This is a genomic window from Streptosporangium sp. H16 (assembly GCF_051918855.1).
Taxonomy (GTDB): Bacteria; Actinomycetota; Actinomycetes; order Streptosporangiales; family Streptosporangiaceae; genus Streptosporangium.
The window spans coordinates 21,594-44,151 of the sequence record NZ_JBPXMD010000039.1 but is presented as its reverse complement, the minus strand read 5'-3'; the positions used below and the strand labels follow the sequence as shown (position 1 = coordinate 44,151).

Genomic DNA, 22,558 nt, shown 5'->3' with positions numbered 1-22,558 from the left:
GGCGGACGGCATGACCGACGACATACTTCGGATGCGTGGCATCACCAAGACGTTCCCGGGCGTCAAAGCCCTGCAGGACGTCAACCTGGTGGTACGGCGCGGCGAGATACACGCGATCTGCGGGGAGAACGGCGCCGGCAAGTCGACGCTGATGAAGGTCCTGTCCGGCGTGTACCCGCACGGCTCGTACGACGGTGAGATCCTCTTCGACGGCGAACCGTGCCGCTTCTCCGACATCAGGGACAGCGAGAAGCGCGGCATCGTGATCATTCACCAGGAGCTGGCGCTCAGCCCGTACCTGTCGATCGCCGAGAACATCTTCCTCGGCAACGAGCGGACCAGCCGCGGCCTGATCGACTGGAACCGGACGAACGCCGAGGCCGCCGAGCTGCTGGAGCGGGTCGGGCTGCGGGAGAACCCGGTGACGGCCTCGATGGACATCGGGGTGGGCAAGCAGCAGCTGGTGGAGATCGCCAAGGCGCTCTCCAAGAAGGTCAGGCTGCTCATCCTCGACGAGCCGACCGCGTCGCTCAACGACGAGGACTCCGCGCACCTGCTCGACCTGCTGCGCGGGCTGCGCGAGGAGGGCATCACCTCGGTGATCATCTCCCACAAGCTGAACGAGATCCGGGCCATCGCCGACTCGACCACGATCCTGCGCGACGGCCGGACGATCGAGACCCTGGACATGAGGAACGACCAGGTCTCCGAGGACCGTATCATCTCGGGCATGGTCGGCCGCGACCTCGAGAACCGCTACCCGCCGCACGAGTCGAAGATCGGCGAGGAGGCGCTGCGGATCGAGGACTGGACCGTGCACAGCCCGAGCCAGCACGGCCGCGTCGTCGTCTCCGGCGCCAACCTGACGCTGCGCCGCGGCGAGATCGTCGGCCTGGCCGGCCTGATGGGCGCCGGGCGCACCGAGCTGGCGATGAGCGTGTTCGGCCGCAGCTACGGGGTCGGCATCTCCGGCCGCGTCTACAAGGACGGGCGGGAGATCCAGCTCCGCACGGTCGGCGAGGCGATCGGCCACGGGCTCGCGTACGCCACCGAGGACCGCAAGCGGTACGGGCTCAACCTGATCGAGGACATCAAGCGGAACGTCTCGGCCGCGGCGCTGGGGAAGCTGGCGAAGCGCGGCTGGGTCGACGACAACAAGGAGTACCAGGTCGCCGACGGCTTCCGCGAGAGCATGAACATCAAGGCTCCCAGCGTGCTGTCGGTCACCGGGAAGCTCAGCGGCGGCAACCAGCAGAAGGTGGTGCTGTCGAAGTGGATCTTCACCGACGCGGACGTACTGATCCTCGACGAGCCCACCCGGGGCATCGACGTGGGTGCCAAGTACGAGATCTACTCGATCATCAACCAGCTTGCCGACCAGGGCAAGGCCATCTTGGTCATCTCCTCGGAGCTTCCCGAGCTGCTCGGCGTCTGCGACCGCATCTACGCCATGTCGGCCGGTCGCATCACCGGTGAGGTCCCCCGGGCGGAGGCCACCCCGGAGCGGCTCATGCAGTTCATGACCAAGGAAAAGGAGTAGGGAGCACGATGAGCAGCGGCCAGATCCCGGCGCGTGAAGTCGCCGGACCCGCAGGAAAGACCGGAGCGCCGCCACCGGGCGGCGGCGACCTTCTGACGGTGCCCGCGAAGGCACCGGGAGGCCGTTTCTCCTTCAACCTGCGGCAGAGCGGCATCTACATCGCCTTCGCGCTGGTCATCGTGCTGTTCTCCGTCCTGACCGACGGCAGGCTGCTCAGCCCGCAGAACATCTCCAACATCATGGTGCAGAACTCCTACATCCTGATCTTGGCGATCGGCATGATCCTGATCATCATCGCCGGGCACATCGACCTGTCGGTGGGTTCGGTGGTCGCGGTCACGGGCGCGATCGCGGCCGTGCTGATGGTCGACATGGACGTGGCCTGGCCGCTGGCCCTCCTCGTCACGCTGATCGTCGGCGCGCTGATCGGGGCCTGGCAGGGTTACTGGATCGCCTACTTCGGCATCCCGGCGTTCATCGTGACCCTGGCCGGAATGCTGATCTTCAGGGCGCTCACCCTGACCGTGCTCGGCAACCAGGGCATCGGCCCCTTCCCCGACGAGGTACGGACCATCGCCAACGGCTTCGTGCCCGGCTTCTTCGGCAACATCGGCCTCGGCCCGCTCGGCGGCGCCGACCTGCTGACGCTGCTCATCGGCCTGGCCGCGGTGGCCGGGATCGCCGGCACGCAGTGGCGGGCCCGCCAGGCGCGGCTGGGCTACCGGCAGAAGGTCGACGCGCTGCCGCTGTTCTTCCTGAAGATCGGTGTCGCCTCCGCGGTGGTGATGGTCATCATCGTGCAGCTGGCCAGGTTCAAGAACCTGCCCTGGGTGCTGGTGCTCCTCGCGATCCTCGTCCTGGGCTACACGCTCATGACCAACCGCGCCGTCTTCGGCCGCCACATCTACGCCATCGGCGGCAACCTGAACGCGGCGAGCCTGTCGGGCATCAAGGTCAAGTCCGTCACGTTCTGGATCTTCGTCAACATGGGCGTGCTCTCCGCGGTCGCCGGGATCATCTTCGCCGGGCGGCTGAACCAGGCGGGGCCGACGGCGGGTAACAGCTTCGAACTGGACGCCATCGCGGCCGCGTTCATCGGCGGCGCCGCCGTCCAGGGTGGCGTGGGCAAGGTGGTCGGCGCGCTCACCGGCGGTCTCATCATGGCCGTGATCAACAACGGCATGTCCCTGATCGGCGCGCCCAGCGAGCAGGTCCTGCTCTTCAAGGGCCTGGTTCTGCTCGCCGCCGTCGCCCTCGACGTGTGGACCAAGCGCCGCGCGGGCGCGACCCGCTGACCCGTCCCACCGGATTCGTTCCCCCCGCCCCCTGCCCGCCGGACACCCCGGCGGGCAGGGGGCGGACCCGTCGGCGGCCATGGATCCCTTCGGCGGTCACCGGGTGTGGAGGTCCTCGCCCCGGGTAAAGCGAGTGATCTCGGACGGTGAGAGAGGACGCGGATGGCGATCGACTCGGTGGGCATGTGGATCGCGGTCATCGCGCTGGTGGTGGTGCTGCTCGCCCTCGACTTCGTGGTGGCGGCGCGCCGGCCGCACACCGTGGGCATGCGCGAGGCCACCGCCTGGACGGTCTTCTACATCGGCGTGGCCATCGCCTTCGGCCTGGTCCTGTGGTGGCTGGCCGGGCCGGGACTGGCGACGGAGTACTTCGCCGGATGGATGGTGGAGAAGAGCCTCTCCGTCGACAACCTCTTCGTCTTCGTCATCATCATGGCGCGGTTCTCGGTGCCCGAGGAGCACCAGCAGAAGGTGCTGCTCTTCGGCATCGCCACCGCCCTGGTGCTGCGCGCCGTCCTCATCGCGGTCGGCGCGGCGGCGATCGCCCTCTTCTCCTTCACGTTCCTGATCTTCGGCCTGCTGCTGATCTGGACGGCGGTCCAGCTCGTCCGGCACCGGAACCAGGACCCCGACGTCGAGAACAACCCGCTGATCCGGCGCGCGGGCAAGGTGCTCCCGGTCAGCGACGACATGCACGGCGGCAAGCTCGTCGCCCGCGAGGACGGCAGGCGGGTGGTCACCCCGCTGTTCGTGGTCTTCCTCGCCATCGGGAGCACCGACCTGCTGTTCGCCCTCGACTCCATTCCCGCCGTCTTCGGCGTCACCAAGCATCCGCTCATCGTCTTCGCCGCCAACGCCTTCGCGCTGCTGGGACTGCGTGCCCTGTACTTCCTGATCGAGGGCCTGCTCGAACGCCTGGTCTACCTGTCGATCGGCCTGGCGGTCATCCTCGGATTCATCGGCCTCAAGCTCATCCTGTCGTTCCTGCACGAGGACGTCTCGAAGTCCTTCCCCGAGGTCCCGACCCCGATCTCCCTCGGAGTGATCTTCCTGGTGCTGCTGGTCACCGTCATCGCCAGCCTGCGGAGGGTGCGCAGCCACCCGGAGGAGCGCGCGCACGCGGGCACCCTGCACCGGATGCGCCGCAAGGACGGGAAGAAGGGCGGCGGTCAGGGCCAGGGTCAGGGCCAGGGCCAGGGTCAGGAGGACCGTTCCGGCGGGCGGGGATCCACCGGCGACTGAGCGAGAGGGCGGCGGGGAACCGCCCCGGGCACGAACACGGCGGGGAGCCGCCCGGACGGGCGGCCCCGCTCAGCCGTGCGTCTGGAAGGCGTGGTCCACCGCCTCCCACGCGAGCCGCCCGGACGGGCGGCCCCGCTCAGGCCAGGCAGCGCAGGGCGGCCTTGAGCCTGCGGTCGAGGGGATGGTCGTCCGGCAGGCGGCCGACCGTCGCCTCCACGAACACCGGGGCCGGCAGCAGCTCGCTCGCCTCGTACGCGTGCACCCAGACCCCGTCGGCGGTCAGCTCGACCTCGGCCTTCGAGTCCTGCTCGGCGAGCACGAACGCGCCCACCCGAGCCCGCCACCAGGCCCGCTCCCCCGCCTCGTCCTCCGTGACCGGCGTGCCGACGTCGTCGGCGTGGGTGGCGTACTCGGAGGCGTAGTGGAAGGCCTGCAGCCCCACCGGGTACGGCCCGGCGAAGGTCGGCAGCGAGGCGTCGCGGCCGAGCGCGCGCATCCGCTCGCGCGTGTCCCCGTTCTCGCGCCGCCACTCCTGGAGCACCTCCTCGACCGGGACGCCGCGGCGCTTTCGCACACACCACTCGTTGAAACCGTCGAAACCACCGTCCACGCCCTCGCGCCGGAGCATCGCGGTGAAACCGTCGATGTCGTCGTCCAGGCAGGCGTGGTTGTACAGCTCCTCCCCCGCCAGGTGCCCGAGCACGTCCCGGACCGACCAGTCGGCCGCCCGCGAGGGACGGTCCCAGCCCTCCGCGTCGAGTCCCGTGAAGAAGCGGTCGAGGCGTTCCGCCTCGGCGTCGAAGATGTCGAACGGGTCGAGACCCACCAGGGGGTCCTTGGATTCGTTGGTCATGCCTCAGCCGTACCCCGAGAACGGCGGGCATCCCCTGGCGAGCCGCCGGCCGGCGGTGGCCGCGGACGCCTTCACCGGCCGTCGTGTGCCTGCTAGTCGTCGCCGTCCTCCTCGCCGTCTCCCCCGGAGTGATGACGAGGGAGTTCCCGATCCCGGCCGTCCGGCGGGAAGACGAAGCCGGAGTCGCGCAGGAAGGCGATGAGCGGCCCGTCGGGGGCGAGCCTGCCCCTCCGCCGCGCCTCGGACAGGTCCCGGCCGAGCTTGCGCAGCTCGTCGCGCGCCTTCTCGTTCTCGCCCTTCTGGAGGGCACGGGCCACTTTGACGATCCTCTCGCGGATCTCGCGGGCCGCCCTGCGGTCGATCTTCCCCTCACGTTCCTGGTCGGTGACCGCCCGGTGGAAGGCCGGCAGGAGTTCCTGCCAGCCCCGCGCCGCCGACCGCACCGGGGACGGCGCCGCGGACGCGCTCGGCGAGACGACCGGCGTGGGGGGCTGCGACGCGGGCGGTGCCGGGGACGGCGTCCAGGAGGACGGCGCCACCGCGGCGATCGCGGACGGTGCCGCCGTGCCGGCCTGCCGCGCCGGGTCCGATGGCACCAGTGCCCAGAGAGCCGCCGCCACCGGCACGGCCACCACGCCCAGCGCGATCGCGACGGACCGTCCGGGCGACCGCCCCCGCGTGAGCGCGGAGAGGACGCCGGACACGGACGCGGACACGGACGCCGACGTGGGTACCGGTCCCGGCGTGACCGCCGGCGGCACGGTGTCGTACACGGACGTCGGCATCGGCGGCGGTGGCGGTGGTGCCGTGTCGCGGGTGGCGGGCACGTGACGGGCCGTCGCGGCGAGCCGGCGGACCACCTCTCCCCCGGTCGGCCGCGCGCCGGGATCCTTCTCCAGCAGGGCAAGGACGAGCCTCTCCAGCTCCACCGGGACATCGGGCCGGTACCGCCTGAGCGGGTCCGGCCGGTCGCGGACGTGCTGGGAGATCACCTCCGTGGCCGGGCCGGTGAACGGGGGCCGCCCGCACAGCAGCTCGTAACAGACGCAGCCGAGCGCGTACATGTCGGAGGCCGCGTTTCCCGGCTCACCGAGGATCTGCTCGGGAGACAGGTAGGCGGCCGTGCCGATGACGCTTCCCGCCGAGGTCAGCCGCATCGCGGCCTCGGTCGCGACCCTAGCGGTACCGAAGTCGACGACCTTGAGCGCGCCGGCCGCGCCCAGGTGCAGGTTCGCGGGCTTGACGTCGCGGTGCACGACCCCGGCCCGGTGCGCGGCGTCCAGCCCGAGCGCGGCCTGCCCTGCCAGGTGGCACGTCTCGGACACGCTCAGCGGTCCCCGCCCGGCCAGCTCGGCGGCGAGGTCCCTGCCGGTCAGCAACTCCATCACCAGGTACGGCCGGCCCTCGTGCTCGCCCATGTCGAGCACCGTCACCACGTTGGGATGGACGACGCGCGCGGCGGTCCTGGCCTCCCGGGCGAACCTCTCGCGCGTCGCGGCGTCGGCCACCGCCGGTGACAGGATCTTGACCGCCACCGCCCAGCCCGGCCGCAGGTCGTAACCGCGCCAGACCTCGCCCGTGCCGCCGCGGCCGATCGGCTCGTCCAGCCGGTACCGGCCGGCGAGCACGGTCGCCGCCCCCTCCCAAACCCCCACGATCCCCGCCATTGATTCCTAGCCCGACAATTGGCCCACAACTATATGAGGGGAGTCTCCGGGCGGGAGCTCCTCGTCCTGCCGGATCTCGATGAACGAGGGTCCGGCCACCAACGCCAGGGGAGCGTGCCGGGGGACACGGGAAACACCGGGAAGCACCGGGAAACACGGAGTCCCGGAGGCGGCGCGCGCCTCCGGGACTCCGGTCGTGCCGCTCAGCCCTCGTTCGCCTGGCTGCCCGCCGCGTTCACCGGGCGGTAGGCGAGAGCGACGAGGCCGGTGCCGAACGTCGTGTTGTCCACGAGCTCCAGGGTCGCCTTGACGTTCTCCCCGCGGAACAGCCGCTGCCCCTCGCCGAGGATGACCGGGGAGACCAGGAGCCGGTACTCGTCGAGCAGGCCGTTCTCCATGAGCTCGTCGGTGAGCCGGCCACAGCCCCAGATCATGATGTTCCCGCCGGGCCGCCCCTTCAGTTCGGTCACCTTGGTGACGAGGTCGTCACCGTGGATGATGGTCGAGCTCTCCCACTCGGCCTTCTCCAGCGTCGAGGAGACCACGTACTTCTCGATGCTGTTCACGTGGTCGGCGTAGGGGTTGCTCATGCCGGGCCACGCCTGGGCCATGCCCACGTAGGTGACCCGTCCCAGCAGCAGGGCGTCGCAGCCGAGCGTGAGGTCCAGGGCGTACGCTCCCGACTCCTCGTCCGAGTACGGCATGGACCACAGGTGGGGGTTGTCGATGTAGCCGTCGAGCGTGGTGTGGGTCATGGCGATGATCTTGCGCATGGTTTTCTCCGTGTCGTTCGTGCTGGATGAGGCCGGATGAAGCAGGATGATCTGGATGGGGAAGGGGTTCAGGTGACGTACGGGTTCCTGGCCCGGGCGTCGCGCAGGGCGCGGGCCCACCAGGTCAGCCGGTCGAGCGTGGTCCGCACCGCGGTGTTGCACTCCGCGCCGGCCCTGGGCCAGGTGCCGTCGGCGGCGAAGAGATCCCAGTAGCGGGGAAGGGTGACGGCGTCGCGGATGGCCACGGCGTGCAGTTCGGTGAAGACCTGGCGGAGCTGGTCGACCGCGTGCAGGCCGCCGGAGTCCCTGCCGTAGGCGACGAAGGCGACGGGCTTGGCCTGCCACTCCTCGTAGTACCAGTCGATGGCGGTCTTCAGCGGAGCCGGGAAGCTCCGGTTGTACTCGGGGGTGACCACGACGAAGGCGTCGGCGGCCGCCAGCCTCGGTGCCAGGGCGGCCACCTCGGCGGGGACGGGCCCCTCCTGGTCGTTGAGGGTCTGCGGCAGGCCGGTCTCTGCCAGGTCGATCAGGTCGACGTCCAGATCGCCGCGCCTGCGGGCCCGGCCGGTGAACCAGCCCGCCACGGTGGGCCCGAACCGGCCGTCGCGGGTGCTCCCGATGATGACCGCCAGCCGCAGCCGGTCGTCCTGCGACATCTCCGTACCTCCCTCGCGTCCGTCCCCGGTTCGACGTGTCCCACGATGCCGCACCCCTCTTACGGAAAAGCTCCCGTCGTTTTACGGCCGGACCGGGGAGCGCGAGAATCCGCGGTAAGACGATGAGCGCGCGGCGTTATCGTGGCCTTCATGCGTTTCGGGGTGCTTGGGCCACTGGCCGTGTGGACGACCTCCGGCGAGCCGGTGGCGATCCCCGGGCTGAAGGTCCGCACCCTGCTGGCCGACCTCCTGGTGCACGAGGGGCGCCCGGTGCCCGCCGACCGGCTGATCGACGACCTGTGGGGCGACGATCCGCCCGGCAACCCGGCCAGCGCCCTGTCGGCCAAGGTCTCGCAGCTGCGCAGGGTGCTGGAGGACGCCGAACCCGGCTGCCGGGACCTGATCGTCCGCCATCCCGCGGGTTACGTGGTGAGGGCCGACACCGACGTCGCCGGTTTCCTGCGCCTCCTCGAGGAGGCGGCCCTGGCCGGGGACCCGTCGGTCAGGGCGGCGCTGCTGGCCGACGCGCTGGCGTCGTGGCGCGGTCCCGCGTTCGCCGACTTCGGTGACGAGCCGTTCGCGCGCCCCGCGATCGCGCGGCTGGAGGAGCGGCGGCTGACCGCGCAGGAGGACCGCGCGGAGGTACGGCTGGAGCTGGGCGAGCATGTCCTGCTCGCCGGGGAACTCGGCGACCTGCTCGCGGCGCATCCCCTCAGGGAGCGGCTGCGCGCCGCCCACATGCGTGCCCTGTACCGGTCCGGGCGGCAGAGCGAGGCGCTGGACAGCTACGAGGAACTGCGCGTGCTGCTCGCCGACGAGCTGGGCCTGGACCCGGGCGCCGACCTGGTCGCCCTGCACCGGGCCGTCCTCGCCCGGGACCCGGCGCTGGCCGCGCCCGGCGTTCTCCCCGACAGGCCCAGCGGCAACCTCCCTGCGCCCCTCACCGGCCTGATCGGCAGGGAGGAGGCCGTCACCGGGATCCGCGCCCTGGTGGAGGCAGAGCGGTTGGTGACGCTCACCGGTCCCGGCGGCGTGGGCAAGACCCGCCTGGCGCTCGAGGTCGCCAGGCACCTGACCGGCCCGGAGGCGGCCCCCTCCGGCGCCGCCCCCCGCCCTTCCGCCGGCGCATCCTCGGGCGGTGTCCCCTCCGGCGGTACCTCCTCGGGCAACGTCCCCTCGGGCGGTGTTCCCTCGGACGGTGTCCCCTCAGGCAACGTCTCCGGCGGCGTGCGTGACGGGGTCTGGCTGGTCGAGCTGGCCGCGCTCGACCGCCCCGGCGACGAGGACGCGGTCCACCGGCTGGCTGAGACGATCATGGCGGTGCTGGACGTCCAGGACACGGCGGGCGCCGCGGGGCCGGTGACCGCCGCCGACCGGCTCACCGAGGCGCTGCGCCCCCGGCGGCTGCTGCTGGTGCTGGACAACTGCGAGCACGTCGTCGAGCCGGTCGCCGAGCTGGCCGGGCTGCTGCTGCGTGCCGCCCCGGGGCTGCGGATCCTCGCGACCAGCCAGGAGCCGCTCGCCCTGCCCGGCGAGGTGGTCTGGAGCGTCCCGCCACTGGAGGTCCCCGGCCGGGTCACCGACGACATCCCCGCGCTGGAGCGGACGGGTTCCGTACGGCTGTTCGTGGCACGCGCGTCCGCCGCGACCCAGGGGGTCCGGGGGGCCCGGGGGGCCCGGGGATTCGTCCTCGACGCGGACACCGCCCCGGCGGTCGCGGCGCTGTGCCGCAGGCTGGACGGCATCCCGCTGGCGCTGGAGCTGGCCGCGACGAGGGTGCCCGCCCTCGGGGTGCACGGTCTCGTCGCCCGCCTGGACGACCGGTTCCGGCTGCTGGCCACCGGGCACCGGGGCGTCCCGCCGCGCCAGCAGACCCTGACGGCGATGATCGACTGGAGCTGGGAGCTGCTGACCGGCGCCGAGCGCGCCGTCCTGCGTCGCCTCGCCGTGCACGCCGACGGCTGCACCATGGAGGCCGCCGAGGCCGTCTGCGCGCAGGACGACGTTCCGGCCGCGGACGTGCTCGACCTGGTGGCGCGGCTGGTGAACCGGTCGCTGGTGGTCATGGTGGACGGCGCCGACGGGCCGAGATACCGGCTGCTGGAATCGGTGGCGGCGTACTGCGTCGAGCGTCTCCAGCGGTCCGGGGAGTACGAACGGGTGCGGCTGCGGCACCTGCGCCACTACACAGGCCTCGCCGAGCGAGCCGCGCCGCGCCTCTACGAGGCGGACCAGCGGCGCTGGCTGCGGCGCCTCGACGCCGACGCCGCCAACCTCCGCGCCGCGCTGAACGCGGCCGTCAGGAACGGCGACGCGGACGGCGCGCTGCGTCTCGCCGGCGCGATGGCCTGGTACTGGTTCCTGCGCGGCCGGCTGGCCGAGGCCCGCCGATCCCTGGCGGCGGCACTGGCCGTTCCCGGCGCACCACCGGTCGCCGTCCCCCGAGACCGCGAACCGGGTACGACCGGGAACCCTGAGCCGGACACCGCCGGCGGCTCCGGGAGCGTCTCGTTCGCCGCGCTCCGGGCCAGGGCCCTCACCTGGAAGACCGCGGTCGAGTTCCTCCAGGGCGAGGTGGAGGTCGCCGACCGGGAGAAGCTTCGCCGGGCGGCCCTGGAGGCGTACGAGGACGCGGACGATCCCGGCGGGCGTGCCAGGGCGTGGTGGATCCTCGCCTACGCGGGGCTCGACCTCGGCGACCTGTCCGCCGCCGCGGACCTGCTGGACCGGGCGCTCCCCTCCTTCGAGGCGCTCGGCGACCGGTGGGGGACGGCCGCGGCCCTCGCCCTCCGGGCCAAGCTCGCGCACGTACGCGGCGACGTGGAGGGGCTCGAGCGCGACGGCGAGCGCAGCGCGCGGATCTTCGGCGAGCTCGGGGAGCGCTGGGGGCAGCTGGAGGCCGGCGGCTGGCTCGGCGCGCTGGCCGAGATGACCGGTGACCTCGACCGGGCCGAACGGCTGCAGCGCGACGGCATGCGCCTGGCCGAGGAACTCGGGCTGTGGACGGAGTTCGCCGGGCGGCTGGGCTGGCTGGGCTGGATCGCGCTGCAGCGCGGCGACTACGCGCGGGCGGCGGAGTCGAGCGAGAGGTCGCTGCGGCTCTCCATGGAACAGGGCCACCAGGCGGGGCAGGTCTTCGCCCGGATGGGACTGGCCTTCGCCGCGCGCAGGGCCGGCCGCCTCGACATCGCGGAGACCCACCTGCGCGAGGTGCTGGACCGCACCCCGCCCGGCACCGAGGAGCCGCCGCCGTACCTGCCGATGATCGTGGCCGAGCTCGGCTTCGTCGCCGAGCAGCGCGGCGACGCGGCGACGGCCCTCAGCCTGCACCTCTCGGCCCTGGACCTCTCGGCCAGGCTCGACGGGGCCCGGGAGATGACGGTCGCCGTGTACGGCCTGGCCGGAGCCCTGGCCGTCGCCGGACACCACGACCGCGCCGCCCGGCTCCTGGGCGCGGGCACCGCGGCCCGCGCATCGGACTCCGTGCCCCCGAGCCCGTTGGAGGGCGGCGACGTCGACCGGATCACCTCGCGGATCCGTGACGCGCTGGGCGAGGAGCGCTTCGCCGCCGAACACGAACGCGGCACCGCGCTCACGCCCGATCAGATCAGGTCCACGGCCGTCATACCGGACGCCGCCGCGGCCGCACCGGACTGAACACGCCTCCCCACCGGGCCGGGAGCGGGGGGCGCGCCGGGTCGGCGGTCACCGGACCCTGGAGGGCCGCCCCGGGGCACGCCGTCCTCCCGGATCCGGTGATCACCCAGCGCAGGTAAATCAATTTCCTGATGGATTATCAGGGCCGGCGATCCTGGCAGACTGTCCGGCATGAGGAAGAACGAGGAGAGCGGGGAAGACGTCTCCGCGCCCCGGGCGCGCCGCAGGGGCCGCCCGCCCAGGGACCGTTCCGCGCCGACCGCGCCGTCGACACCCGACCGCATCCTCGCCGAGGCGACGGTCCTCTTCGCCCGGCACGGGGCCGGCGGCGTCTCCGTGCGCGACATCGCCGCCCGGGTCGGGATCGACGTCTCCAGCGTGCACCACCACTTCCCGTCGAAGGCGTCGCTGTACGACGCCTGCTTCGCGCGCGTCTTCGAGCTGGAGCAGGCGACGCTCACGCCGCCGGTGCGCGCCTTCCTCGCCGCCGTGCGCTCCGACCCCCCCGGCGACGTCGTGGGCGCGATGCACGCCCTGGTGGACGCGTTCGTCGACTTCCTCGACGAGCATCCCCAGACCACCTTCCTGTGGCTGCGGCGGTGGCTGGACCCCACCCTCCACCTGTCCCTGGACGAGGCGTACTCGCTGCCGATCTACGGCGAGATCGAGCGCGCCCTGCTGGAGGCGGCCACCCGCGGCCTCGTCGTCGAGCCGACGCCGCACATCACCGTGCGCAGCCTGGTCTGGGCGGCCCACGGCCACGTGACCGCGCTGAGCGCCCTGAGCTCCCACGGCGGCGACGCGGTGACCGCGGACCGCGAGAGGCGTGAGTTCCGCGCCTACGCCCACCGCTTCGTCGACCGGCTCTACGCGACCCCTGGCGCGGGCGCCTCCGACGGCCAATAATTCCATCAATCGATGGAATATGGGAGGCAGCGGATGGGCGCAAGCGAAGCGGGCCGGGAAGCGGCCGTCGGCGGCGGCACCGTGGCGGGCCAGGGGGCGACCGCCGACCGCGAGGGCCCGGCGGACCGGAGCGCGGCCGACGCGACCGACGGTACGCCGGGCCGGAGCGCGGCCGACGCGGCCGGCGAAACACCGGATCGGAACGCGGCCGACGCGGCCGGCGAAACACCGGATCGGAACGCGGCCGACGCGGCCGGCGAAACACCGGATCGGAACGCGACCGACGCGGCCGGCGAAACACCGGATCGGAACGCGACCGACGCGGCCGGCGAAACACCGGATCGGAACGCGACCGACGCGGCCGGCGAAACACCGGATCGGAACGCGACCGACGCGGCCGGCGAAACACCGGATCGGAACGCGACCGACGCGGCCGGCGAAACACCGGGTCGTGGTGGCGTGACCGCCGTCGTCGGTGGCGGCGCGGCGGGCATAGCCGCGGTCAAGGCCCTCGTCGAGGCCGGTCTGCCCGTCCTCGGCGTCGAGCGCGCCACCTCCCTCGGCGGCCTGTGGCGGCTGGACGCCGACACCGCGTCCTACGAGGGTCTCCGCCTCAACACGAGCAAGCCGCGCACGGAGTTCTCCGACTTCCCGATGCCCGCCGAGTGGCCCGACTACCCGGACCGCGCCCAGATGCTCGAATACCTGCGCTCCTACGCCGACCGCTTCGGGGTCGGCGAGCACTTCCGGTTCGGCACGACGCTCGAATCGGCCCGGCGCACCGGGGACGGCTGGGAGCTGGAGCTGACCGGCCCCGAGGGGCCCTACCGCGAGACGGTGGAGCACCTGGTGGTGGCCAACGGTCACAACCACGAGCCCCGGCTCCCCGAGCCGCCGTACCCGGGGACGTTCACCGGCACCGAGTCGCACGCGCACGACTACGTCACCCCCACCGAGCTGGCCGGCAGGCGCGTGCTCGTCGTAGGCACCGGCAACTCCGCGATGGACATCGCCGCCGAGCTGGCCGGCCACGCGTCGGCCGTGCTGCTGTCGGCCAGGCGGGGTGTCTGGGTGCTGCCCAAGCGGCTGCTGGGCCGCCCCTCCGACCAGCTCAACGGCGCCCTCGCGGCCCTGCTGCCCTGGCGGGTGCGGCAGGTGGTCTCCCAGGCGGTGCTCAGGGTCGCCGACAGGAGACCCGCCGGGCCGCGCCTGCCCGCTCCCCGCGAGGGCGTGCTCCAGGACCACCCCACCCTGAGCGACTCCGTCCCCCGGCTGATCGCGGAGGGAAGGGTGCTCGCCCGCCAGGGCGTCGCGCGCCTGGACGGCCCGCGGGTCCACTTCGCCGACGGTCAGGTGGACGAGGTCGACCACATCGTCTGGTGCACCGGCTACCGGGCCGTGACACCGTTCCTGGACGCCGCCACGATGCCCGACCCGGCGAGCGCGCTGCTCTACCGCCACGTCTTCCCCATCGGCGACGACTCGATCAGCTACGTCGGGCTGATGCAGTCGACCGGCTCGGCGCTGCCCGTCGTCGAGGCGCAGAGCCGCCTCGTGGCCGCCGTACGCGCGGGAACCCACCGGCTGCCCGACCCCGGGACCGCGCGGCGGATCGCCTCCACCGAACTCGACGCCGCCCGCGACCGCTGGGGGCGGCGCAGGCCCCACATGCGGATCGACGTCGACCAGTACCTCCGCGTCATGGACCGCGAGCTGCGCGCCGCCCCGTCCCGCGCGCTGGCCGGGCGCCGGATCCTGGTCACCGGCGCGGCGGGCACCTTCGGCAGGGCGATGAGCGCGCGGTTCACCGCCCAGGGCGCGCACGTGGTCGGCCTGGACATCGTGGACACAGCCCGCCCCGACGACTCCGGCCCGATCATCGCGTGCGACATCACCTCCCAGGAGTCCGTCGACGCCGCGGTGGCCGAGGCCGCGGCCCTGCTCGGCGGCATCGACCTGCTGGTCAACAACGCGGGGCGCGGCGGACCCGCCCCGGCCGAGCTCGCTCCCGGCGAGGAGGTCGAGGCGCAGCTGCGGCTGAACCTCCTCGGCGCCTGGCGCGTGACGGCGACGGTCATGCCCCACCTGGTGCGCACCCGCGGGCGGGTGGTCTTCATCGCCTCGCGGATGGCGCTCCTGCCACTGCCGCTGGCGGCGGCGTACGGCGTCTCCAAGCGCGCGCTCGCGGCCTACGCCGACGCGCTCCGGCTGGAGGTCGGCACGCACGTCGGCGTGACGACGGTCTACCCGAGCATGGTCCGCAGCCCGATCCACGACAGTACGCGGCAGGCGGGACTGTCCCTGGACGCGGTGTCCAGGCCGGAACCCGTCGAGGGCGTGGTCGACGCGATCGTCCGCGCCGTCACCGCCCGCCGCGCCCCGCGCGACGTGGCGACCACCGTCCGGGGGCGCGTCGAGATGATGGTCGGCAGGCACGCCCCCTCCCTGGCCGACCGCCTCGTACGCCGCACCGTCGCGGCCCGCGTGGCGGCCGGCGACTTCGCGAACGCCCCCCTCGCGGCGGGGATGGTGAGCAGGCACCGGAGGTAGAGGACCGGCGCCCACCGGGCACATCCGAGGGCACCCCGCCCGTTCGCCCCGGTCGGCCCCGCCCGGCCGGTGCGTCAGAACGGACAGTTCGGGAGCACCCCGCCCGCTCTGCCGCACCGGCCCCCCGCCCGGCCGGTGCGTCAGAAACCGGTGAGCGAGGGCATCCAGTCGGACGATCCACCGTGGAACACCCCGCTGAGAACGGTCCGCAACCGCTCCGTCTCGGCGGGCGTCAGGTTCAGGTCGACGGTGAGGACGGTCTCGGTCTCCATGTCGTCCGCCGCCCTGGGGGTGAGGTGCAGGACGAGGCGCCGGTCGTCGAGCACGCAGGCGGTGATGCCGCCCCCGGTGCCCCGCATGCCCTCGCGGGCCACCCAGTAAGGCTGCTCTCCCCCGCCTTTTCCGCCGAGGAAGAGGAGGTGGTCACCACCTCCACCGGTCTCCCCGTGCAGGAAGGCGGTGGGCCCTTCGCGCTCCTCGCCGAATCCGGAACCGCGAACGACCATGTGCTCGATCGGCGTGTAGGCCAGCTCCCCGGAGACGACCGGCTCGGGATCCGGTGGCACGCCTGAATCGCCGAAGTGAGGCCAGGAGTCCTCGGGCTCGCGGAGTCCCATCGGGACCGCGGTCGGGAGGGCGTCCCGCAGCCAGCCGGGAACGGTGTCGCGAGGAAACACCGCCAGTTCTTCCAGCGGCGCGAGGTCGGGGATGTCCGTGCCGTCGGGGAAGGGAAACCTCTCGGCGTCCACGTGTCCCCGGTACGACCTGCTCCCCGGCGTGAAGCGCAGCTCGCAGGAGAACCACGTGCCCTCGCCGTCGCGGTAGGCCAGCTCGCGGAGTCGCCGGACCTGCTCCTCCAGCCCATGAACGCCGACCTCTGCCCCGTCGCAGTCCACGACGACGCGGGTGAATCCCCCGACCTGGCCGCAACGGACCGTGGCGTCGCTCCAGCCGGGAGGCGCGGCGGCACGGACCAGGTCGCCGATCGCCAGCCGCAGGCGGCGCTCCTCGTCGTACTTCGAGCGCATGGTCATCCTTCCTTCGCCGTCAACAGCCCGTGCAGGCGGCGCGCCTCACGGAGCAGGCCGCTCGATCCCCTGCGCGCCGCCATGGCCTCGATCTCGGGGATCGCCCCGCGGGCGCGACACCACGCCGCCGTGGTGGCGGCCAGCTCCACGAACCCGGTCAGCCCGTGGCGCGGCCGGTCACCGGCCTGGGGCAGGAGCGCCGGCAAGGCCGCGGCGAGCGCCGTCCACACCTCCTCGTGGGCGCCCTGGCGGGCCGCCGACCCCAGGGCCGTCGTCAGGTGGACGAGCTTGATCTGGTCGTATTCGACCAGCGCCGCCGCCTGCCCGCCGAGTTCGGCGGCCGGCAGGTCGCCGCGCCCCGCCATCTCCAGCAGGATGTCGACGGCCTCCGGCGTGTCCGGGTTTCCCAGCAGGCGGGCGAGGACGAGCGCCACGGCGGCTCCCGGCGGCCCGTCGAGCCGGGCGAGCTCGCGCAGCCGGCCCGGTCGTACCGCCATGTGGTGCCACTGGTCATGCCGAAGCTGGCGTGACAGGTAGGCGGCAGCCACCTCGCGGTGGGACGGGAACATCGACGGCCACCAGCTCGGCTGGATCCCGTCGCCATACCGCGGGGAGTCGACGAACATCCGGTCGACGAGGGGCAGCCCGGTGGCCGGCGCGCGCAGCGACAGGACGGGCTGCGCCTCCCCGTACCCGTGTTCCGGGTGGGACCGGCCCATCTCCACCACCGGGTCCGCGAGCCGGGCACCGGACAGCCATCGGGCGACCAGGCGACCGGCCGCCGAGGAGAGCCGGCCTGCGCGTTCGGCCGCCTCCCCGTCCCGCTCTCTCGGCAGCCGCAGGAGCGCCTGCTGCAGGTCCGCGGCGAGCGGCTTCGCCCCGGCGGCCTCGATGACCTCCAGCCTCGTCACCAGCTCGGCCGCCTCCACGTGCCCGGTCGTGAGGGTGGGGGTGGCCAGCAGCAGGGGCGGGACGACGTCCTCCTCCACGGCCCTGTGGATCTCGGCGGCCCGGTGCAGCAGGAGCAGGCGCGGCGGAGGGAGGCGGCGGGTGTCGGGGAGCCTGCTCCTCCAGGAGCCGCGCTCCGGCGCGACGCCGGTGAGGGAACACGCGGCGCCGACCAACCACTGGTGGACCCGGTTCCAGTGATGCACTCCGTACAGGTGCCCGTACCCGCCCGGCAGGTCGGCGGCCATGCCCTCCCGGTTCCAGTAATGCACTCCGTACAGGTGCTCGTACCTGCCGGTCAGGTGGGGCTTGAACGCGGCGGCCGTGCCCTCCCGATCCTGATGCACGAGGGTGACGAAACCGGCGAGCAGCCGCTCCCACGCCTGCCAGTCGTCGGAGTCGTCCAGCAGGGGCACCATCTCGGCCACGGAACCGATCGGTTCCGGCATCCGCCGCGGGACGTCGGGCCGAGGGAGCGCGGGCGGATCGAACCCGTCCCGCGGATCGGTCCCGGCCGGCTCCTCGCCGCCGAAGACCGCGAAGGCACGCCGTCCGAGGTCGGGCGGGAGCGTGCCGAGCGCGTCGCGGATGACGGCACGGCCCTCGTCGTCCATCAGGTCCGCGTACTTGATCGCGAGCGTCAGCGCCCTTTCCCGCAGCTCGGCGGAGTCGGCGGCGAGCGCGAGCGCCAGTGGTCCGGCGATCGAGGTCACGAGGCCGGGCGAGAGCCGTACCCGCTGGTCCAGCCAGGTGAGTCCGGCGCGGACGAGCTTGCGCTCGGGCCGGAAGAGCACCGCCTCCCATCCCTCCAGCAGGTCGAGGGGGTCGAGCCCGTCGAGCCCGCGCAGGTGCCGCAGCGCCAGCTCGGCGACCGGCCCCGGGGCCGCGGGCAGCAGCCGCAGGTAGTCACGGGCCTGCGGCTCGATCTCGTGCGGCGCGGGCTCCAGGGCCTCGTGCAGGCGGACGAAGAACCGCAGCTCCGCCACCGAGCCCCCCAGCAGGAACCGCCTGACGCATCCCTGGAGCAGCTCCTGCCGTCTCGTCACGTCTCGGGCGGCCAGGGTGCGCAGAGCACCCAGCAGCGACCGGGCCGGATCGCTCTCCCACTGCAGAACCCGCCCCACCCCCTGGGCCTCGAAGAGGCGGGGAAGCATGACGTCGAAGAGCGGGTCCTCGTGCGGCGCGGGCAGGGCGCCGGCCGCGCTCGCCCATCCGGCGACCACCGGATCGTGGTCCGGCACCTCGATCCCGGTCGCGCGGAGCAGGGCGAGCGCCAACTCCAGGCCGCGGTCCTCCCACGTCCGGAGCCTCAGCACGAGCCGCCCCGCCAGGTCGGCCCGCCACCGCGCCGGCCGGGCCGCGAGAATCGTCATGATCCGCTCGGTGTCCTCGTACGGCGGGCTCCAGCGGGAGGTGAAGTCCCGGCGGTTCAGCCAGGTCGCCACGGCGGCCGCCCCGGGAAGGACCCCGGCCCCGGCGGCGCGGAGCGCCTCGGCGTGGTCGTCGAGCCCCTCCCAGGATTCGCGCCGGCCGCGCAGCGTCCTCAGGTGTCCGGGAAGGCGGCGGGCGACCTCCTTGCGCGCCTCCTCGTCCAGCCCGGCGAGCCGGGCCGCGACGGCGTCGGCGTCCCGGCGGTCGATGAGCCCGCGGATCTCCTCCCAGGCGGTCATGCGCCGGCCTCTTCACGGTGGCCGGCCTCTTCGCGGCGGCCGGCCTCTTCGCGGCGGGAGGTGGGAGGGAGTTCGCCGGGAACGGGGACCTTCGTCCCGGCCGGCGAGGCAGCGTGCGGGTGGGGGGTGGACATGCCGCGAACAGTAGTGATCCACTCCGACAATTCGGCCGCGGACCCGTCACGGAGCCGGGACCTGCGACGAGTCCGTGGCCCTGTCGCGAAACCACGGACTCGTCACAGGGTCACGGGGGTGGGACCGGCCTGCAGCCGGTTGCCCGTACGCCGCCAGCGGGCGAGCCCGCCGTCCAGCGGGCGCGCGTGAAAACCCCGCTCGCGCAGCAGCCGTACGGCCTCCGGAGAGACCGCGCAGTAGGGTCCGCCGCAGTAGGCCACGATCTCGGCGTCCCTGGGGAGCTCGTCGAGACGGTCGCGCAGCTCGGCCAGGGGCACCGACAGCGCCCCCGGCACATGACCGCGGGCGTGGTCGGCCGCGGGACGGACGTCGACGATCACGATGCCGGATCCGGGGTCGGCGAGACGCGCGGCGAGCTCGCCGGCGGTCACCGGCTCAAGCGCCGCGGGGTCGCCGAGGTGTTCGGACACCGCCTCCCGCAGGTCGGCGAGCCTTTCCCCGGCGAAGTCCTGCAGCTCGCCCAGGAACCGGGAGACCCGCTCGTCGGCCAGCCGGTAGTAGATCCGCGTACCGTTCCTGCGGCTCGTCACCAGGTGGGCGGCGCGGAGCTGCTGCAGCTGGGCCGAGGTGTTCTTCAGCGGGACGCCGGCCGCCTCGGACAGCTGCTCGACGGTGCGTTCCCGCTGGTCGAGCACGTCGAGCAGCCTGAGCCGCACCGGGCTGGCCAGCGTCTTCCCGATCCGCGCCAGCTGCCGGTAGATCGGTTCCTCGCGAAACTCCGCCATGACCGTCAGACCATGTACTGGTCGTGGCGAAGATAGAGATCCGTCCACTCCGCGTCGCTGAGCTGACGTCCCTCGGCCACGATCGCGCCGAGTTCCTCGAAGTACGCCTCGCGCGGTGCCCCGGGGGCGAAGAGCAGGAGCATCGAGGCCGGTTCGCCGGACTCGTTGCGGAAGCTGTGCACCCCGCCCGCCGGGACGTGCAGGAAGTCTCCCTCCGTCGCGTCGATCTGGCTCCGCCCGTCGAACAGCCGCACCGTCCCGGACAGGACGAAGAAGGACTCGGAGATCGTCCGGTGGAAGTGGGGCGCCGGGCCGGACGGCTTCGGCCCCATCTCCCAGCGGTACAGGCCGAACTGCCCGCCCGTCGAGGCGCCGGTGCCCAGGTAGTGCACCGCCGTCCCGCCGATCGTCAGATCCGGCCCCGCGCTCGCCGGCCGGAAGATCCCGCTGCTCTCGCCCGCCTCGTCCAGGTAAAGCGCCTTCGGGTATGACATCGCATACTCCATCCCTGTGAACCAATATTCCCAAGAACTATAGAATATAGGGATAAAGCGCGAAAGACGCGACGCGAGCGACGGGATCCGTGACGCCACACGGGCTCGGTTGGCCCCCGCGTCGTCGGCGATACTGTCACGATGGATCACGTGCGTGTCGAGGAGGGACCTGTCCTCAACGAGCTCCTGGTCACCGACCCGCATACACCGTCCCTGCGGAAAGGGATGGCCGGTACATGACACGGACGGCGAGAGCGGTCGGGAAAGAGCGACTCGACCCGGTCCGGTGATATGAGCGTGGGAGTTCATGGTGCGGACGCTTTTCGATCCGTAGGAGACCGAGGAGTTCGAGTCGGCGAAGGACCTGCTGATCCGTCGTTGCCTCGCCTGGGCGGGTGAGCACGGCGCGCGGGCCGACGAGGCGATGCTGGCGGCGGCTCTGAACGCGCGCCACCACAGCCGGGACGGGCGGCTGGCCTGCTGGGACGCGCGGCAGGTGCGGCGCTTCCTCCTGGAATGGATTCCCCGGCACCTCGTGGCCGAGCGGGAGGTCCTCGACACCGCGCCGGAAAGCCTGCTGACGCTCCTGCGCTACCTCACCGCGTCCGGCCTGCGCGACCCCCGGGGCGCCTCCCTCACGGAGCTGGAGGTGGCCGTGGCCAAGGCCGCGGCGGAGTATCCGGCGGCGCTGGCCGACCCGGCCCGGCAGGGCCTCGGGAAGTTCTGGACGCAGACCGCCCTCGACAACGGCGTCGTCCTCGACGACGAAAGGGCTGTGGCCAGATTCCGGCGCGATATCGACGCGGGCCGGATACGGTTCGACGCCGACGTGCTCGACAGGCTTCTCGAAGCCGAGTTCGCCGGCGCGGGACCCGACGACGAGCGGGCCTTCCCCCAGTGTCCCGTCGCCCTCCCTCCCGCCGCCGAACTCGCCGCCGAGGCCGCCCGGAGCGAGATCGTACGGCAGCTGGCCGCCCTGCCCGGCTGGGTGGGGACGGACGGGCGACCCCTCACCAAGACCGGGAACCTGCGGCTGGCCGACGCCCGCGAGCTGGCCGAGCTGCTGGGCACCGGGGAACGGGACCTGCGGGTGCGCAGTTCCACCGAGCTACCCCGGGTGAGCCTCCTGCTGGCGTGGGCGAAGAAGGCGGGCCTGGTGCGGGTGCGCAAGGAGCGCCTGGTCCCGGTGGCCAAGGCCGCCCCGCTCCTGCGTGACCCGGAGAAGCTGTGGCGGCGCGCGTTCGAGGCGGCCTTCGAGCTGGGCGTCGCGATCTGCGCGCCCGCCTCCGGGTGGTCCCGCCCCTCGATGCTCGTCACGGCATTCGACGAGCTGCTGCCCGACGTGCTGAACACGATGTACAGCCTGCCGGCCCCGATCCCCGTGGCCCGGCTGCAGGAGACCGTATGGCTGGCCTGCCAGGCGTACTTCCTCCTCGACCCCGAGGAGAACGGCTTCCGTCAGGACATCTGGCGCCGTCGGGTCGACAAGGATCTCCTCACGGTGTTCGACGCCCTCTCCCGCCTCGGTGCCGTCGAGACGAGCCACGGCGTGGCCGACGAGCTGTACTCCAGCGACCTGCGTCCCGGCGTCGTCGAGGGGATCGGCGAGCTCACCGAGGACGGCCTGCCGCTGCCGCCCGAGGCGTGCGCCCGGCTCCTGTCGCGCCTGGCGGAGCCGGGCCCGCTGGTACGGCTGACACCCCTGGGCACCCGAGCCGTACGGGAGCGGCTGCTCGCCGACGGGCGGGACGCCCCGCTGCTCGGGGAGCTGGCGGACGCCGAGCCGGGCGAACTGCTGGGGACGCTCGCCCAGCACTACACCCGGGAGACGGCCGCGGCCGAGCTCGAGGGCTGGCTGGCGGCGCACGGAGGTGACATCGAGCCGCTTCTGGACGCCGTACGCGCCTGCCCCTTCCGTACCCGCGCCTCCGCCATGCTCTCCACCCTGGCGGAGGCCCTCCCCGACGGCCGGTCGACGCAGGCGAGGCTCCGGCGTGACCCGGCGCTGGGACCCCTCGTCCTGACCGCCCTCCTGGAGGCGGGAGAGCTGAGCCCCGAGGATCTCACCGCCGACGAGCACCCGCTGCTCCTCTCCGAGAGTTTGATCATTCTGCTGGAGCTGGGCGGTCCCGAGGCCGTCGTGGAGCAGCTCCGCGAGTCGGCGGGCGGGAACGCGTCCGAGCTCGTCGCGGAGGTGCTGGACTCGGGGCATCCCGCGAGAGCGGCCCTGGAGGAGCTGCGCGTGCTGGTGTACGAGCCGATGCTTGCCACGAGCGCCCGGCTCCGCCTCGTGCCCAGCCCGGCGCCGGGCTCGCGCGGCCGTCCCAGTGGCCGCGGCAGGAAGCGCAGACACTGATGC

General features: G+C 72.9%; 15 protein-coding genes. 7 read left to right on the top strand and 8 right to left on the bottom strand.

The features are described from left to right. Positions 1–10: 10 nt before the first annotated feature. The 3 genes from mmsA to ACTOQ2_RS38060 all read left to right on the top strand — a co-directional run bounded on the left by mmsA (position 11) and on the right by ACTOQ2_RS38060 (position 4,077). On the top strand, positions 11–1,540 hold the full coding sequence (gene mmsA / locus ACTOQ2_RS38070) for a multiple monosaccharide ABC transporter ATP-binding protein (RefSeq protein WP_440105944.1): 1,530 nt from the start codon (positions 11–13) through the stop codon (positions 1,538–1,540). A gap of 8 nt (positions 1,541–1,548) precedes the next feature. Next, positions 1,549–2,835 (top strand): multiple monosaccharide ABC transporter permease, encoded by a 1,287-nt coding sequence (mmsB, locus tag ACTOQ2_RS38065; RefSeq protein WP_440105942.1) that lies wholly within the window; start codon positions 1,549–1,551, stop codon positions 2,833–2,835. Positions 2,836–2,997: 162 nt separating this feature from the next. Then, a complete protein-coding gene (locus ACTOQ2_RS38060) occupies positions 2,998–4,077 on the top strand; it encodes a TerC family protein (protein WP_440105940.1) in 1,080 nt (359 codons plus the stop codon). A 136-nt stretch (positions 4,078–4,213) separates the two neighbouring features. Here ACTOQ2_RS38060 and ACTOQ2_RS38055 read toward each other — a convergent pair whose 3' ends face one another. The 4 genes from ACTOQ2_RS38055 to ACTOQ2_RS38040 all read right to left on the bottom strand — a co-directional run bounded on the left by ACTOQ2_RS38055 (position 4,214) and on the right by ACTOQ2_RS38040 (position 8,026). After that, the gene (locus ACTOQ2_RS38055; protein ID WP_440105938.1) at positions 4,214–4,930 is read right to left on the bottom strand and encodes a maleylpyruvate isomerase family mycothiol-dependent enzyme; all 717 of its coding nucleotides are present in this window, start codon (positions 4,928–4,930) and stop codon (positions 4,214–4,216) included. A 92-nt stretch (positions 4,931–5,022) separates the two neighbouring features. Further along, the gene (locus ACTOQ2_RS38050; RefSeq protein WP_440105936.1) at positions 5,023–6,585 is read right to left on the bottom strand and encodes a serine/threonine-protein kinase; all 1,563 of its coding nucleotides are present in this window, start codon (positions 6,583–6,585) and stop codon (positions 5,023–5,025) included. 215 nt (positions 6,586–6,800) lie between these two features. Beyond that, positions 6,801–7,370 carry a dihydrofolate reductase family protein gene (locus tag ACTOQ2_RS38045; RefSeq protein ID WP_440105934.1) on the bottom strand — a complete coding sequence of 190 codons (570 nt, stop codon included), beginning with the start codon at positions 7,368–7,370 and terminating at the stop codon, positions 6,801–6,803. A gap of 68 nt (positions 7,371–7,438) precedes the next feature. Next, positions 7,439–8,026: an NADPH-dependent FMN reductase gene (locus tag ACTOQ2_RS38040; RefSeq protein ID WP_440105932.1), complete on the bottom strand. Its 588-nt coding sequence runs from the start codon at positions 8,024–8,026 to the stop codon at positions 7,439–7,441. Positions 8,027–8,176: 150 nt separating this feature from the next. On the opposite strand from ACTOQ2_RS38040, the gene ACTOQ2_RS38035 reads away from it, so the two are divergent. The 3 genes from ACTOQ2_RS38035 (at position 8,177) to ACTOQ2_RS38025 (ending at position 15,139) form a co-directional block, all read left to right on the top strand. Continuing rightward, positions 8,177–11,683 carry a BTAD domain-containing putative transcriptional regulator gene (locus ACTOQ2_RS38035; protein WP_440105930.1) on the top strand — a complete coding sequence of 1,169 codons (3,507 nt, stop codon included), beginning with the start codon at positions 8,177–8,179 and terminating at the stop codon, positions 11,681–11,683. Between the two features lie 171 nt (positions 11,684–11,854). Next, positions 11,855–12,589, top strand: a complete 735-nt coding sequence (locus ACTOQ2_RS38030) for a TetR/AcrR family transcriptional regulator (protein ID WP_440105928.1) — start codon at positions 11,855–11,857, stop codon at positions 12,587–12,589. A 459-nt stretch (positions 12,590–13,048) separates the two neighbouring features. Next, the gene (locus ACTOQ2_RS38025) at positions 13,049–15,139 is read left to right on the top strand and encodes an SDR family NAD(P)-dependent oxidoreductase (protein WP_440105926.1); all 2,091 of its coding nucleotides are present in this window, start codon (positions 13,049–13,051) and stop codon (positions 15,137–15,139) included. A 140-nt stretch (positions 15,140–15,279) separates the two neighbouring features. Here the strand turns inward: ACTOQ2_RS38025 and ACTOQ2_RS38020 are convergent, their stop codons facing one another. The 4 genes from ACTOQ2_RS38020 to ACTOQ2_RS38005 all read right to left on the bottom strand — a co-directional run bounded on the left by ACTOQ2_RS38020 (position 15,280) and on the right by ACTOQ2_RS38005 (position 20,199). Next, positions 15,280–16,173 (bottom strand): hypothetical protein, encoded by an 894-nt coding sequence (locus ACTOQ2_RS38020; RefSeq protein WP_440105924.1) that lies wholly within the window; start codon positions 16,171–16,173, stop codon positions 15,280–15,282. Next, a complete protein-coding gene (locus ACTOQ2_RS38015; protein ID WP_440105922.1) occupies positions 16,170–18,785 on the bottom strand; it encodes a DUF7824 domain-containing protein in 2,616 nt (871 codons plus the stop codon). Before ACTOQ2_RS38015 ends, ACTOQ2_RS38020 begins: the two co-directional genes overlap by 4 nt. Before the next feature lie 236 nt (positions 18,786–19,021). After that, complete coding sequence (locus ACTOQ2_RS38010) at positions 19,022–19,705, bottom strand: ArsR/SmtB family transcription factor (RefSeq protein WP_440105920.1); 684 nt, start codon at positions 19,703–19,705, stop codon at positions 19,022–19,024. A gap of 5 nt (positions 19,706–19,710) precedes the next feature. Beyond that, positions 19,711–20,199 carry a cupin domain-containing protein gene (locus ACTOQ2_RS38005; RefSeq protein WP_440105918.1) on the bottom strand — a complete coding sequence of 163 codons (489 nt, stop codon included), beginning with the start codon at positions 20,197–20,199 and terminating at the stop codon, positions 19,711–19,713. A gap of 424 nt (positions 20,200–20,623) precedes the next feature. On the opposite strand from ACTOQ2_RS38005, the gene ACTOQ2_RS38000 reads away from it, so the two are divergent. Then, positions 20,624–22,555 (top strand): hypothetical protein, encoded by a 1,932-nt coding sequence (locus tag ACTOQ2_RS38000; RefSeq protein ID WP_440105916.1) that lies wholly within the window; start codon positions 20,624–20,626, stop codon positions 22,553–22,555. Positions 22,556–22,558 lie beyond the last annotated feature (3 nt).

Bases quoted from the DNA above. Each gene is read 5' to 3' on its own strand.
- ACTOQ2_RS38035 (WP_440105930.1), top strand. From the start codon at position 8,177: ATGCGTTTCGGGGTGCTTGGGCCACTGGCCGTGTGGACGACCTCCGGC.
- ACTOQ2_RS38045 (WP_440105934.1), bottom strand. From the start codon at position 7,370: ATGCGCAAGATCATCGCCATGACCCACACCACGCTCGACGGCTACATC.
- ACTOQ2_RS38000 (WP_440105916.1), top strand. From the start codon at position 20,624: ATGCTGGCGGCGGCTCTGAACGCGCGCCACCACAGCCGGGACGGGCGG.
- ACTOQ2_RS38030 (WP_440105928.1), top strand. From the start codon at position 11,855: ATGAGGAAGAACGAGGAGAGCGGGGAAGACGTCTCCGCGCCCCGGGCG.
- mmsB (WP_440105942.1), top strand. From the start codon at position 1,549: ATGAGCAGCGGCCAGATCCCGGCGCGTGAAGTCGCCGGACCCGCAGGA.
- ACTOQ2_RS38060 (WP_440105940.1), top strand. From the start codon at position 2,998: ATGGCGATCGACTCGGTGGGCATGTGGATCGCGGTCATCGCGCTGGTG.
- ACTOQ2_RS38010 (WP_440105920.1), bottom strand. From the start codon at position 19,705: ATGGCGGAGTTTCGCGAGGAACCGATCTACCGGCAGCTGGCGCGGATC.
- ACTOQ2_RS38020 (WP_440105924.1), bottom strand. From the start codon at position 16,173: ATGACCATGCGCTCGAAGTACGACGAGGAGCGCCGCCTGCGGCTGGCG.
- ACTOQ2_RS38055 (WP_440105938.1), bottom strand. From the start codon at position 4,930: ATGACCAACGAATCCAAGGACCCCCTGGTGGGTCTCGACCCGTTCGAC.
- ACTOQ2_RS38040 (WP_440105932.1), bottom strand. From the start codon at position 8,026: ATGTCGCAGGACGACCGGCTGCGGCTGGCGGTCATCATCGGGAGCACC.
- mmsA (WP_440105944.1), top strand. From the start codon at position 11: ATGACCGACGACATACTTCGGATGCGTGGCATCACCAAGACGTTCCCG.
- ACTOQ2_RS38015 (WP_440105922.1), bottom strand. From the start codon at position 18,785: ATGACCGCCTGGGAGGAGATCCGCGGGCTCATCGACCGCCGGGACGCC.
- ACTOQ2_RS38005 (WP_440105918.1), bottom strand. From the start codon at position 20,199: ATGTCATACCCGAAGGCGCTTTACCTGGACGAGGCGGGCGAGAGCAGC.